The organism is Paraburkholderia sp. (assembly GCF_035656215.1).
GTDB lineage: Bacteria > Pseudomonadota > Gammaproteobacteria > Burkholderiales > Burkholderiaceae > Paraburkholderia.
Genome location: NZ_DASRSY010000390.1, coordinates 15840 through 29130, shown reverse-complemented (window position 1 = coordinate 29130; position 13291 = coordinate 15840). Strand labels below are relative to the sequence as shown.

Genomic DNA, 13291 nt, shown 5'->3' with positions numbered 1-13291 from the left:
TCAAACCGGCAGAACCGAGGAAACCAGCGTTTGCGTGTACGGATGCTGTGGATCGTCGAGCACCTGGTCCGTCAGACCGGCCTCGACCACTTCGCCGCCTTGCATGACCATCAGGCGATGCGCAAGCAGCCGCGCCACGCCGATATCATGCGTGACGATCAGCACCGACAGATGCAGCGTGGACGTCAACGTGCGCAGCAAATCGAGCAGGCGTGCCTGCACGGAGACGTCGAGACCGGCGGTCGGCTCGTCCATGAAGACGAGGCGCGGACCGGTGACGAGATTACGCGCGATCTGCAAACGCTGCTGCATGCCACCGGAAAACGCCGCTGGAAATTCGTCGATGCGGGTGGCGTCGAGTTCGACGCGTTCCATCCACTGCGTTGCGGTGTGGCGGATATCGCCGTAGTGGCGCGCACCGACGGCCATCAAAGGCTCGCCGATATTCGCGCCGGCAGAGACGCCGCTGCGCAGGCCGTCGCGCGGATTCTGCTGCACAAAACCCCACTCGGTGCGCATCAATAGACGTCGGCGTGGTTCGGATAAGGCGAGCAGATCGAGCTTTTCGCCATGCGTGGCCGTGTAGTGGAGCGAGCCGCTATCGGTTTCTGTTTTCAGCGCGAGTGCATTCAACAACGTGGTCTTGCCCGAGCCGGATTCGCCGACGATGCACAGCACTTCACCCGGATACAGATCGAAGCTGACGTTCCTGCAGCCGTTGCGGCCGCCATATTGTTTGGTGAGCGAACGGGCGCTCAACAGCGGCGTCATGCGGTTTCTCCTTTGCGTGCTTCGTATGACGGCAGTTCGAGGTCCTGATCGCCGCGGCGTTCATGGCAATAGTCGCTATCCGAGCACACGAACATGCGCTTGCCGCCGTCGTCGACAATCATTTCGTCGAGGAAGCTTTCCGTCGATCCGCACAGCGCACACGCGTGCTGCCACTTTTGCACTTCGAACGGATGATCGTCGAAGTCGAGGCTGCGCACGGTGGTGTACGGCGGTATCGCGTGAATGCGCCGTTCGCGGCCGGCGCCGAACAATTGCAGCGCGGGATTCATGTGCATCTTCGGGTTGTCGAACTTCGGAATCGGCGACGGCGAACTCAGATAGCGGTTGTTGACGATCACCGGGTAGTCGTACGTCGTGGCGATGCTGCCGTGATGGACGATGTCCTCGTACAGCTTCACACTGATCAACCCGTAGTCGGCCAGTGCGTGCAACTTCTTGCATTCGGCGACGCGCGGCTCCAGGCGGAATAACGGTTCGGGCATCGGCACCTGATAGACCAGAATCTGCTTATCGATGAGCGGTGCTTCGGGAATCCGGTGACGTGTCTGGATGATCGTCGCTTCCGTCGTGCGGCGCGTGGTCGCCACGCCCGTGGTGCGCGCGAAGAAGCGGCGGATGTTGACCGCGTTGGTGGTTTCGTCGGAACCCTGATCGATGACCTTCAGCGTATCGTTCTTGCCGATGATCGCCGCGGTCACCTGAATGCCGCCGGTGCCCCAACCATACGGCAACGGCATTTCCCGCGAGCCGAACGGCACCTGATAGCCCGGCACGGCGACTGCCTTGAGCAACGCGCGGCGCAGCATGCGCTTGGTCTGTTCGTCGAGGTAGGCGAAGTTGTAGCCGTCCGCGGCGCTGTCATACGAAGGCGTGGTGAGAGAGGTGTCCGGCGCGTTCATGCGGCTTGCTCCTGCTGATCGTGATCCTGATCCTTGCCTTGATCGTTGCCCTGATTTTTACCTGCTGCGCCGTGTTGCGCCCGCAGGCGTCGCACGAGTTCGAGTTCGGACTGGAAGTCGACGTAGTGAGGCAATTTCAGATGCTGAACGAAGCCGGAGGCTTCGACGTTGTCGCTATGCGAAAGCATGAATTCGATATCCTGCGTCGGCGAGGCGAGCGTTTCACCGAGTTCCTCAGCGCGCAACGCGCGATCCACCAGCGCCATTGCCATCGCTTTGCGTTCGGAGTGTCCAAACGCGAGGCCATAGCCTTGCGTGAAAGTAGGCGGCACGTCCCCGCTGCCGGCGAACTGGTTGATCATCTGGCATTCGGTGATATCGATGTCGCCGATTTCAACGGCTTCGCCCAGTTCGTCGAGTTCCATTTCAACGGAGATCGTGCCGAAGCGGATTTCGCCGGCGAACGGGTGCGTGTGCGCATAGCCGCGTTGGGTGGCGTAGCCCATGGCGAGCAGAAAGCCTTCATCGCCGCGCGCGAGGTTCTGCAAACGCGTGGCGCGGCTCGCGGGAAATGCGAGCGGTTCACGCGAGAGGTCGCCAGGTTCCGGCGCTTCCGGCGTGGGGCGTTCCTGCTCGATCAGACCTTCCTTGTTGAGCAGCGTAACCACGCGCGGCATAGCCTCTGCTGTGGACTGAGCGGCTTGAATGGAAGCTGGCGTTGAGGCCGCATCGGTCCCGGCATCGCCTTCGGCGAGCAACGCGAAATCCAGCAGACGCTGCGTGTAATCGTAAGTCGCGCCGAGCAACTGCCCGCCGGGCACGTCCTTGAAGGTCGCGGAAATGCGGCGCTCCACTTGCATGGTTTCGGTATCGATCGCCTGCGTATAGCCAAAACGCGGCAACGTAGTGCGATACGCACGCAGCAGAAAGATCGCTTCGACCAGATCGCCTGCGGCCTGTTTGATCGCGAGCGCGGCGAGTTCTTCGTCGTACACCGAGCCTTCGGTCATCACGCGGGCGACGGCAAGGCGCAATTGCTCACGAATCTGCGCGACGCTGAGTTCGGCCAGCCGCGTATCGCCGCGGCGCCTCTTGTCGAGCAGACGCCACGACGCCTCGATTGCGCGTTCTCCACCCTTGACGGCAACGTACATCAGTTCACCTTCGCTTGAGTTGTGCGCGGCAGGCCGATCAACGTGCTGCCGCAGACGAGATAACAATCGATGCCGCACGGAAAGAGCGGTGCGAGGGCGGCGCGTTCGCGCCAGAAGTGCTCGGGCAGGCCGATCGGCGCGATCGTCGTGGTGTGCTGAATGCCGGGGCCGCTTAATACGACCGGCGTGCCGCCCGTCAGTGCGTCGACGCGGATCAGCAACGTCACCGAGTGCTCCGGCGATTCCGCTTCGCCGAGGGCAAAGCTTTCCAGCGCCGGCATGGCGCTTGCCTCGTGGATATAGGCGAACGCGGCCTGGCCAGGTTCGTCGACGAGCGGCGCGCCGGTATGAAAGCGCAGTGCCGAGCCCAGTGCCGCGTCCGCTTGTGCGAGCCACACGGGCGTGGCGTAGTCGCACAGCGTCAGCAGTGCGGCGAATGCGGCGAACTCGGCGCGCGTGGCCCGCATTTCCGGCAAACCGTTTTCGACGACACCCACGGTACCCGGGCGCGACAGCGCATCGAGCAACGTGCGGAACACCGCCTGGGTGTCGTGGACCGGGTCCGCGAAACCGGGTGTCAAGGTAGACAATGCAATCTGCGAGTTTTCCATCAGTCGCCTCTGACCATCGTAAAGAATTCGACGCGTGTCGCCGCAGCATCCTGCCGGCGCTCCGCGCGTTCAGCGACTTGCTGTGCATCAAACGGCTCGATCAATTGCTGATGCAAGGCAGTGTGATGTTCGGGCATTTGCAGCAGCGCATCTGCCAGAGCAGCCAGTTCGGCGCGCCGGCGGTCGCGGCCCAGATGGCAGGCAACGCCGACGGTTGCGGTTGCGTCACCCGTGACGCGCAAACGCAACGTGGCGCGCGTGACGGTGGCCTCGCCGAGATTGAACGGGTCGCCGCTGCCGCCGACGCGGCCGCGCACCATCGCGAGGCCGATTTCAGGTGGTCGCAGCCAGTCGTAAGCAGGGGGCGGGACGCCTTGCAGCGCGCGTTCCAGCGCGGCTTCGAGATCGGCGCGCGATGTGCGGGCCAGCACGGCCATCCATGCGCGCCGCGTGGCGGAGGAAGGCGAGGCAGAAGTGGCACTCATCGAAATTCCTGTTGATCCAGCGAGCGGTCATTTGACCATCTATTCATCTAAACGTCTAGACGTTTAGGGGTATGCTTGCCCGGCGGTGATGTGCCTGGCCGCCGTTTCACATTTCCATCACGGCTTGCACACTACAATGCATGGCATAGCGAATATTTGAACCCAGAGGAATGACAGCACCATGACATTGAACGACAACGCGACGCCGGGCACGCTGCTCGAACGCGGCGCGGGCGTTGCCGTCTGGCGGCAGATCGAGCAGATTCTGGCGGCGGAAATCGCCGCGAGCGGCTTCGGCGAGGAAGGCCGTTTGCCGAGCGAGGGCGAACTGGCCAAACGCTTCGACGTCAACCGCCATACCGTGCGCCGCGCCATGCTCGGTCTGGCCGCATTGGGCCTCGTGAGCGTCGAGCAGGGACGTGGCACGTTCGTGCAGCCCGGCGCGATCGACTATACGATTGGCCGGCGCACCCGGTTTACAGAAAACTTGCGGCAGCAGCATCATGCGGCGGCGGGCACGATGCTGTCGGCCGCGCGCGTGAAGGCCGAGCCGAATGTCGCGAAGGCGCTCAGCCTGCGGGCGGGCGCGTCGGTCTACCGGATCGAGTCGCTGCACGAATCGGATGGCGTGCCGCTCACGTTCGCGCGCAACTGGTATCCGGCTGCGCGTTTTACGGACTTGCCGGCGGTGTTGGAGCGCACGGGCAGCATCACCAGGTCGATGGCTGAACTGGGCGTGAGCGACTATTTGCGCAAGTGGAGCCGTATCGGCAGTGTGTTGCCTGAGCCGGAAATAGCGCGGCGTTTGAATATCAACCGGCAGCAGCCGGTGTTGTGGGTCGAAAACGTCGACGTCGATCTGGAAGGTACGCCGATCAAATACGGCTTTACGCATTTCGCGGCGGACCGTGTGCAGTTGCTGGTGGAGCACGACGTATGAGCGGCGCGGCATGGGGGGCCGAGGCACGTTTCGCGGTGTATTACGCGCCGTCGCGGGAATCGGCCTGGTGGCAGGCGGGTTCGGCGTGGTTGGGGCGCGACGCGGAAAGCGGCGAGCGATGCGTGTCGCCGCAACCGGAAGACTTGACGCGTCCGCTGGCCGATCTAACCGAAGCACCGCGTCGCTATGGTTGGCACGGCACGCTGGTTGCACCGTTCCGCCTTGCTGAAAACGTTACGCAACAAGATCTGCTGGAAGCGACGCGCGAATGGGCCGCCACGCAAAACCCATTCTCGCTATCTGTCGAAGCCGCGACGCTCGGCGATTTTGTCGCACTGCGTCCTGCGGATCCGGATGGCGAGGCGAACATTCGTCACGTTGCATCAAGTGCGTTGCAGACGCTCCACGGATTGCGCGCCAAGCCGCCCGCCGCTGACCTCGCGCGCCGTCTCGCGGCGCCGTTGAGCGAACGGCAACGTGCATTGCTGATCGAATGGGGTTATCCGTACGTTTTCGACGAATTCCGCTTTCACATGACGCTATCCAGCTCGCTCGCCAATGCTGATGAGCGTGCGACGCTGGTTGCATGGTGGCAGTCGAAAACACCCGCGCTCGCGCCGCTTGCTATCGATCACGCGGCGCTCTTTGTCGAGCCCGCGCCCGGCGAGCCGTTCGTCCTGTGGCAGCGCGTGCCGTTTCATACCCCGAGGTGAAATAACAATGGCAGGTCGTTTGATTTATGTAATGGGGCCGTCCGGCGCGGGCAAAGATTCATTGCTGGGTTTTGCGCGCCACCGCCTGATGGGCGAGCCGATTCTGTTTGCGCATCGCTACATCACACGGCCGAGCGGCCAGGGTGAAGAGCATATTGCACTGAGCGTCGAAGAATTCGCGGCGCGTTCCGTGCTCGGTCTGTTCGCGCTGGAATGGTCGAGCCACTCACTGCGCTATGGCATCGGTATCGAACTCGATGTGTGGCTTGCACGCGGTTGCACGGTTGTGATCAACGGCTCGCGTCAGCATTTGCAGCATACGTTGGCGCGTTATCCTCGCACGGAAGTCGTGCATGTGGACGCCGCGCCGCATATTCTCGAAGCACGGCTCGGTGCGCGGGCGCGTGAGTCGGCGGAACAGGTCGCGGCCCGGCTCGCACGACGGGCGCCGTTTTCGCTGCCGGAAGGGCTTCGGTGCATGACGATCGATAACTCTGGCGCGCTGGAAGATGCAGGGCACGAACTGATTGCTTTTTTGCAGGCGGAAGCCAACGTTCGATAAGCTTGGCTAGCCAGCCACCGCCATCCGCTCCCTGGTCGCTTCCTGCAAGCACGACACAAATGGCGTGGCTATAGTGCTTGCCTGTTTGCCGCGTGACGCGGCGTGAATTCCCATGGAGCGATAGATGAGCGAAGCCGTGCGTTTTACCGAAGTGTCCGATCTGGTGCCTGCTGCCGAGAGCCTGCGCGAGATCCGTCATCACATCCATCACCATCCGGAACTCGCTTACGAGGAAGTGCAAACCGGCGCCCTGGTGGCTGAGAAGCTCGAGCAATGGGGCTGGCAGGTCACGCGTGGGGTCGGTCAAACCGGCGTGGTGGGCACGCTGAAGGTGGGCGACGGCACGCGCAGCATCGGCATTCGCGCCGACATGGACGCGCTGCCGATCATCGAACAAACCGGGTTGCCGTATGCGAGCGGCGCGCACGGCAAGATGCACGCATGCGGTCACGACGGCCATACGACGATGCTGCTCGGCGCCGCGCAACACCTCGCCGCCACGCGCAATTTCTCGGGCACGGTGCATCTGTATTTCCAGCCGGCCGAAGAAAGCGGCATCGACAGCGGTGCGATGAAGATGATCAACGACGGCCTGTTCGAGCGCTTCCCGTGCGACGCCGTGTTCGGTCTGCACAACCATCCGGGCGAAGAACCGGGCGTGATGCTGTTCCGCAAGGGGCCGTTCATGTCGGCGGGCGACAAGGCGATCATCACGATCGAAGGCGTCGGCGGTCATGCGGCACGGCCGCATCTGACGGTCGATCCGGTGGTAGTCGCGGCGAGCATTGTGATGGCATTGCAGACGATCGTGGCGCGTAACGTCGATCCGTCGCAGCCGGCGGTGGTGACGGTCGGCTCGATGCATGCGGGCACCGCGAACAACGTGATTTCGAGCAGCGCGAAGCTTGAGTTGAGCGTGCGTTCGTTCAGCCCTGAAGTGCGCACGTTGCTGAAAAAACGCATTACGGAACTGGCCGAAAGCCAGGCCGCGAGCTATGGCGGCAAGGCGGTGGTGGAGTACATCGAAGGCTATCCGGTGGTGATCAATTCGGATGTCGAAACGGATTTCGCGGTGCAGGTGGCACGCGAGCTGGTTGGCGACGACAAAGTGGTCGAGCAGACCGGCATCCTCATGGGGAGCGAAGATTTCGCCTTCATGCTGCAGAAACGGCCCGGCACTTTCCTGCGGATCGGTAACGGTGCGGGCGAAGACGGCTGCATGGTGCACAACCCGCATTACGACTTCAACGACCGTAATCTGCCGGTCGGCGCGGCATTCTGGACGCGGCTGGTGGAGCGGTATCTGGGGCAATGAGGAGGCAGAGATGAGCCAACGAGGTGACTCAGGCAGCTAATGAGCTGCCGATGTCGCTGTCGTTGATCGCGGTGTCGATGCTGAAAGAGACAGCGGATAAGCCGATCGATTGATTGATCGGGTCTCCTCAACCGCGCCGCGCCACCATCTCCGAGACCGTCTGCGCGGCCTGCTGCAGCGGCTCCAGAAACGCCTTCACCATCTGCCTGGCCGAATTGCGCTGAGCGTTGCCGCTGATATTCATTGCCGCGATCACGCGCCCCTGGCGATTACGAATCGGCGCGGACAGCGAAATCAGACCACCTTCCAGCTCCTGATCGACGATCGCCCATCCCTGGCGGCGCACCTGCGCGATCAGCTTTTTCAGCTCTTCCTTGTCGGTCACCGTTCGTGGCGTGTGCGCGTAGAGCGGCGCCGAGCTCAGGGTCGCTTCGAGCGCTTCGTCGTCGAGCGCGGACAGCAGGACACGGCCCATCGACGTGCAATACGCCGGCAAGCGGCTGCCGATCGACAGGTTGATGGTCATGATCTTATGAGTCGGCACACGCAGCACGTAGACGATCTCGGTGCGGTCGAGCACGGCCGCCGAGCAACTCTCGTGAACCTGCGCCGACAGCGTTTCCATCACCGGTTCGGCGAGGTTCCAGAACGGCATCGAGGTCAGATACGCGAAACCGAGGTCGAGGATCTTCGGCGTGAGGCGGAACAGGCGGCCTTCGGCCTCCACGTAACCGAGCGTCTGCAGGGTCAGCAGGATGCGGCGTGCGCCGGCGCGCGTCAGGCCGGTGGCGGCGGCGACGTCGGTGAGCGTCTGTTCGGGGCGAGCGGCATTGAACGCGCGGATCACCGAGAGGCCTCGCGCGAACGACTGCACATACGAGTCGCCCGGTTTGTCCGGGGCCGGCTCGGCGCTGACAGGAACGGCGGAAGACGGCGGCAGGGCTTTGCTCATAGGCCTAGGACGGTGCGTTCGAAGGAGTGCGCGCAACGATCGCGCGATTCGGCCGGCGCGATGCTGCGCAAAGGCGTGACGATAGCTCAAGCCTTCTGTTTCGCCAACTTTGACCGCTTTTGCTCCAGGTCCGTATAAATGGAATCTGCTCTGAGGTGGCAGGCTAAGTTATTGATTCAACGGGACTTGTGCGCGATACGCGTTTGCCCATGTTGCATATAAAGTTGCGGCTGGATAGCTGCGCATCGTGCCCTAGATGAACTCGACGGTTTCGTTACGTGTCAACATCGCTTCGGACTATTCCGAAGTGTATTTCTTATTTTTGGCATTCTTCCGTTGAATTTGTTTGCCTAGACTCCGTTGCAGATGCACCACTCGCTCCTGACAAAGGGCGCTGCTGCAGCAATGGAGAGGGCGGCGCCTATGTGTCGCCCCTATCTGGACGAATAAAACAGGACGGAGGCAATCATGTCTGAAAACAGCTACGAAACGGGGCGGCTCAATTTGCCGTTTGTGGGAATCTGCACGTTCGCGAAATCCCCCTTGTGTCTCGACTGGGACAAGATCGATGCGGATGTCGCAGTGATGGGCGCGCCCTTCGACTGCGGCACCCAGTGGCGTGCCGGGGCGCGCTTTGGCCCACGTTCGATTCGCGATGCGTCGACGCTGTTCTCGTTCGGCCACGGCGGCGCATACGACTTCGAAGACGATGTGGTTTATCTGCCCAGCAACGAAGTGCGTATCGTGGATATCGGCGATGCGGACATGGTGCACACCAACACTGAAAAGAGCCACTCAAACATTGAATACGGCGTGCGCAAGATTCTGGCGGCAGGCGCGTTGCCGGTGGTGATGGGCGGCGATCACTCGATCAACATTCCGTGCATCAACGCGTTCGAAGGTCAGGAGACGTTTCATATCGTTCATATCGACGCGCACCTCGATTTCGTCGACGAGCGTCATGGCGTGCGATACGGCCACGGTAATCCACTGCGGCGCGCGGCAGAGAAAAGCGTTGTGTCGGGCATGACGCAAATCGGCATTCGCAACGTGTCGTCGACTGCGCGCGAGGGTTATGCACAGGCGCGTGAGATGGGCTCGGACATTATCTCGGTGCGCGATCTCCGGCGCCTCGGCATCCAGGGTGTGCTGGATCGCATCCCGAAGGGCGTGCGCTATTACCTGACGATCGATATCGACGGTTTCGATCCCTCGATTGCGCCTGGCACGGGCACGCCGAGCCACGGTGGCCTGCTGTACTACGAAGGACTCGAACTGTTCGCGGGCCTCGCAGAGCAAGGCGACGTGATCGGCATCGATCTTGTGGAAGTTGCGCCTGATTACGACCATTCGGGCTCGACTTCAATTCTTGCGGCGCAATTGCTGCTGAACACCATCGGCCGTGTCATGCATCAACGCAAAGTCAAACGAAACCTTTCTCGCTAATCCGCGCGCTATTCGGCGCGTGGAACGTGATAGCCGGTCACACATGGCCGGGTTATCAACCACGGGTGCTACCTGCCGCTTCGCGAGGCGCGGCTCACTTCTTTGGCCGCGGCCCGCAACTGATTGCAAAAGGCCTGTACGACCCGTGCCGATTCGCCGCCTTTGCGCGTGATTATCTGAAAGTCCAGATGCGTCACGTAGTGCTCGGGGTCGATGCGGGTCAACAAGCCGTTGTCCACCCAGGGCCGCGCGTAGTGAGGCGGCAGAAAGCCGATGTAGTTGCCGGACAGAATCAGCATGGCCCGGCCCTCAACGTTATCGACGGAGGCCGCGGCTTCCGGCATGTGCAGCAACTTCAATTCCTGATTGCCGAGATAAGCGCGGGCCGCCAGTCGCTGCTTACTGAGCACAGAAACAGGAATCCTGCCGCTCGCCCGTTCGTGCAACGGATGAGTCGACGCACAGTAGAGACCCTGTTCCTCACGATAGAGCGGCAAGTAATCGAGGCCAGGAATGTGCACCGGAAACGGCCCCACGGCGAGATGCAGACGACCATCCAGCACATGCTGCTCCATACTTCCCGGCGTTTCGATCTGCACATGCAGGCGCACTTCCGGCGCCATCTGGCCGAACTCGCGAATCGCCATGGGTAGAGGCGAGTACTTGTCGGTCAACGTCGCTTCGATCATGCCGAAGCGCAACACGCCGGAAAGTTGATTGCGCAGTGCGCCGGCTTCCATTTGAAACGTGTCGACCGCGCCAAGCAGACGTTGCGCGGCGGCGTGCAGTTCCGCGCCTTCCTCAGTGAGGCGGAAACCGGCGCGTCCGCGTTCACATAGCCGCAGTCCGAGTCGCGTCTCCAGTTGCGACATATATTCGCTGATGCTCGACGCGCCGATGTTGAGAATGGGCTGCGCAGCCGCGAAGCCACCGCATCGCACGATGGTTTCGAAAATTCGCAATAGCTTGAGATCCGTGTCCTGAACTTGCATCGTGGTGCCTCTCGATTACTTCGGGAGTTTCCGAAATGTATTTCATCAATGGTGCATTTTATTGAGGAATTTGGCTACACAGAATTGCTGTCAACCCAACTGTCCGTACATCGGAAGAGCTGTCGCGGAGGACGGGGCCAAGCGATGTTATCTGTGCCATGCCGGTGAGATTCGCTCCTCGTCGGCGACCCGGTTTGGCACACCACTCGGGGTGAGGAGAGCATGATGAAGAAGTCATACGCAGGTACAAGCTGGTTGACAGCAGTCGTTTTGAGCATGATCTCCCTGAGCGCGACAGCAGGTGAGCAGGTTGTCAAGATCGGTTTGACGGGGCCATTGACCGGCCCGCAAGCCGCCATCGGCAAGGACGACGAAAACGGCGTGAGAATGGCGATCGAGCGTCTGAATTCCGAGGGTCTCGTGATCGGAGGTCAGAAAACCCGCTTCGAGTTGGTCTCGCAAGACGACGCCGCCGATCCGCGTACCGGTATGACGGTCGCGCAGGGTCTGGTGGACGCCAACGTGAAGGTTATTTTCGGGCCTTTCAATTCTGGCGTCGCGATTCCGATCTCGAACCTCGTGAACGGATCAGGCATCGTGATGGCGACGGTCGCATCGAATCCGTCGATCACACAGCACGACTATCCGTTCGTGTTTCGCATCTCCGCCAGCGACACCCAACTAGGCAGCCGGATGGGAGAATTTGCGGCAAAGGAACTGAAGATCAAGCGTATCGCCGTGATCGATGATCGCACCGCGTATGGTCAGGGCGTCGCCGATGAATTCGTCAACGCGGCTAAAGCCAACGGCATCGAGATCGTGGATCGGGAATATACAACTGACAAGGCGACTGATTTCGTGTCGATTCTCACGCACGTCAAGGGTGCGAACGCGGAAGGAATCTTCTATGGTGGTTACTACGCGCAGGCCGGTGCGTTGCGCAAGCAGATGAAGCGCCTCGCAATGAATGGCTACCTGCTGGGTGGCGATGCAATGTGTAACGCTGAACTGGCGAAACTTGGCGGCGATTCGGTCGACACGCGCGTGTATTGCCCGCAAGGCGGCCCCGTCCTGGACCAAACACCGGAAGGCCGCCGGTTCAAGGCGGACTACAAGCAACGCTTTCATACCGATCCGCTAACCTACAGCGCTGCCTTGTACGATGGCGTGAACATCGTGGCGCAAGCGATGACGAAGGCGAACTCGATCGAGCCGGCCCAGTACCGCGCTGCGCTGGCGAACATCGATTCCCGTGGTGTTTCGGGCCACTACCGGTTCGACAAGAATCGCGATCTCACGGATTCTCCCATCACCATCTATCACTATCGAAATGGCGAGCCGACGCCTCTTGCGTCCGCACAACCCTAAGCCTGCCCCGTGTGCGCCGTTTGCCCGACCGTACGGTAGCTTTCCATCAAGTCGATCATGAATACCTGCAGGATGGTCGGGGGCACGGCGGCCCGCCGTATGATCGCGCAAAATGGCCACTGGGTGCCGAACTGGTCCGGGCATATCTGATGCATCTCGCCGCGCGCGATCCATCGGGCAGCGTAGTGGATCGGCAAAAATCCGATGTATGCCCCCGATAGAATAAGGATCGCCTGCGCCTCGATATTGTCGACGGTTGCGGCGGCTTTGCTGACCTTGAGCATTTGAAGGTCGTGCTGCTGCAGATAACCCCGTGCAACAACACGGCTTGACGCGATGGCCTGCTCGAGTGCGATGTCGGCCTGCGAGCGGCCGGCAAGCGAGTGACTCTTTCCGCAATATAGGCCGTCCGGTTCGCAATAGAGATCCGTGTAGGTCAGCCCCGGCACATGAAGCGGAAAATGTCCGACGGCAATATGCAGCCGGCCATCCAGCACACGTTCCTCCAGTTCGGCAGGCGTGCCCACGTAGACATCCAGATGCACGTCGTGCCCCCGCGACACGAACGCTTGCAGTGCTTGCGGCAGCGGCGAGGCCGAGTCGGTTACGGTGTTGTCGATGATGCCGAGGTACAGCTTTCCCGAGACGTGCTTTTTTAGCGCATCGGTATCCACACAGAAGCTTTCTACCGCCACCTGCAGCCGCTGCGCCGCCTCGTAAGTCGCCACGCCGTGTTCAGTGAGGCGAAATCCGCTCCGCCCGCGCTCGCAAAGCTTGAGTCCCAAGCGCGTTTCGAGCGTCGTCATCTGCTCGCTGATCGTCGACTGGCTGACGTTCAGGGTCGCCTGGGCAGCGGAAAACCCCCCGCACCGTACCACCGTCATGAAAACCCTCAGTAGTTTGAGGTCCACGTCCTGCAACTGGATCACTGTCGTCGCTCCCATTGCACCGCTTGCTTCGATATTCCCGATATGAACATCTGATTCACGTGATTTTTACCCCCGGGCATGTCGTCCATAGTCTCTCAGAACGCCGCGCTGCCACAAGCCACGTTTATATCGA

General features: G+C 61.3%; 14 protein-coding genes. 6 read left to right on the top strand and 8 right to left on the bottom strand.

Going from position 1 to position 13291, the window contains the following annotated elements:
• From phnK to phnG, 5 genes are read right to left on the bottom strand one after another with little or no spacing between them, the layout of a single operon-like run.
• Positions 1 to 771 carry a phosphonate C-P lyase system protein PhnK gene (gene phnK, locus VFE81_RS22705; RefSeq protein WP_325046740.1) on the bottom strand — a complete coding sequence of 257 codons (771 nt, stop codon included), beginning with the start codon at positions 769 to 771 and terminating at the stop codon, positions 1 to 3.
• A complete protein-coding gene (locus VFE81_RS22700; RefSeq protein ID WP_325046739.1) occupies positions 768 to 1691 on the bottom strand; it encodes an alpha-D-ribose 1-methylphosphonate 5-phosphate C-P-lyase PhnJ in 924 nt (307 codons plus the stop codon). The genes phnK and VFE81_RS22700 overlap by 4 nt, the downstream gene beginning before the upstream one ends.
• Complete coding sequence (locus tag VFE81_RS22695; protein WP_325046738.1) at positions 1688 to 2845, bottom strand: carbon-phosphorus lyase complex subunit PhnI; 1158 nt, start codon at positions 2843 to 2845, stop codon at positions 1688 to 1690. Before VFE81_RS22695 ends, VFE81_RS22700 begins: the two co-directional genes overlap by 4 nt.
• A complete protein-coding gene (gene phnH, locus VFE81_RS22690) occupies positions 2845 to 3456 on the bottom strand; it encodes a phosphonate C-P lyase system protein PhnH (protein WP_325046737.1) in 612 nt (203 codons plus the stop codon). Before phnH ends, VFE81_RS22695 begins: the two co-directional genes overlap by 1 nt.
• Positions 3456 to 3941, bottom strand: a complete 486-nt coding sequence (gene phnG / locus VFE81_RS22685; RefSeq protein ID WP_325046736.1) for a phosphonate C-P lyase system protein PhnG — start codon at positions 3939 to 3941, stop codon at positions 3456 to 3458. Before phnG ends, phnH begins: the two co-directional genes overlap by 1 nt.
• Positions 3942 to 4122: 181 nt before the next feature.
• Between phnG and phnF the strand changes: the two genes are divergently transcribed.
• The 4 genes from phnF to VFE81_RS22665 all read left to right on the top strand — a co-directional run bounded on the left by phnF (position 4123) and on the right by VFE81_RS22665 (position 7471).
• A complete protein-coding gene (gene phnF / locus VFE81_RS22680; RefSeq protein ID WP_325046735.1) occupies positions 4123 to 4881 on the top strand; it encodes a phosphonate metabolism transcriptional regulator PhnF in 759 nt (252 codons plus the stop codon).
• Positions 4878 to 5594 carry a DUF1045 domain-containing protein gene (locus VFE81_RS22675; RefSeq protein ID WP_325046734.1) on the top strand — a complete coding sequence of 239 codons (717 nt, stop codon included), beginning with the start codon at positions 4878 to 4880 and terminating at the stop codon, positions 5592 to 5594. Before phnF ends, VFE81_RS22675 begins: the two co-directional genes overlap by 4 nt.
• A 7-nt stretch (positions 5595 to 5601) precedes the next feature.
• On the top strand, positions 5602 to 6156 hold the full coding sequence (gene phnN / locus VFE81_RS22670; protein WP_325046733.1) for a phosphonate metabolism protein/1,5-bisphosphokinase (PRPP-forming) PhnN: 555 nt from the start codon (positions 5602 to 5604) through the stop codon (positions 6154 to 6156).
• A 124-nt stretch (positions 6157 to 6280) separates the two neighbouring features.
• Positions 6281 to 7471, top strand: coding sequence for a M20 aminoacylase family protein (locus VFE81_RS22665; protein WP_325046732.1), 1191 nt, complete (start codon positions 6281 to 6283; stop codon positions 7469 to 7471).
• A gap of 127 nt (positions 7472 to 7598) precedes the next feature.
• Here the strand turns inward: VFE81_RS22665 and VFE81_RS22660 are convergent, their stop codons facing one another.
• Positions 7599 to 8423, bottom strand: coding sequence for an IclR family transcriptional regulator (locus tag VFE81_RS22660; protein ID WP_325046731.1), 825 nt, complete (start codon positions 8421 to 8423; stop codon positions 7599 to 7601).
• Positions 8424 to 8891: 468 nt separating this feature from the next.
• On the opposite strand from VFE81_RS22660, the gene speB reads away from it, so the two are divergent.
• Positions 8892 to 9869, top strand: a complete 978-nt coding sequence (gene speB / locus VFE81_RS22655; protein WP_325046730.1) for an agmatinase — start codon at positions 8892 to 8894, stop codon at positions 9867 to 9869.
• Positions 9870 to 9937: 68 nt separating this feature from the next.
• Here the strand turns inward: speB and VFE81_RS22650 are convergent, their stop codons facing one another.
• Entirely contained in the window at positions 9938 to 10861 is a 924-nt protein-coding gene (locus VFE81_RS22650) for a LysR family transcriptional regulator (RefSeq protein WP_325046729.1), read from the bottom strand.
• A gap of 225 nt (positions 10862 to 11086) precedes the next feature.
• Here VFE81_RS22650 and VFE81_RS22645 point away from each other — a divergent pair, with 225 nt between their 5' ends.
• Positions 11087 to 12229, top strand: coding sequence for a branched-chain amino acid ABC transporter substrate-binding protein (locus tag VFE81_RS22645; RefSeq protein WP_325046762.1), 1143 nt, complete (start codon positions 11087 to 11089; stop codon positions 12227 to 12229).
• Here VFE81_RS22645 and VFE81_RS22640 read toward each other — a convergent pair.
• Positions 12226 to 13158: a LysR family transcriptional regulator gene (locus VFE81_RS22640; protein ID WP_325046728.1), complete on the bottom strand. Its 933-nt coding sequence runs from the start codon at positions 13156 to 13158 to the stop codon at positions 12226 to 12228. The two genes, VFE81_RS22645 and VFE81_RS22640, sit on opposite strands and share 4 nt — an antisense overlap.
• Positions 13159 to 13291: the final 133 nt, after the last annotated feature.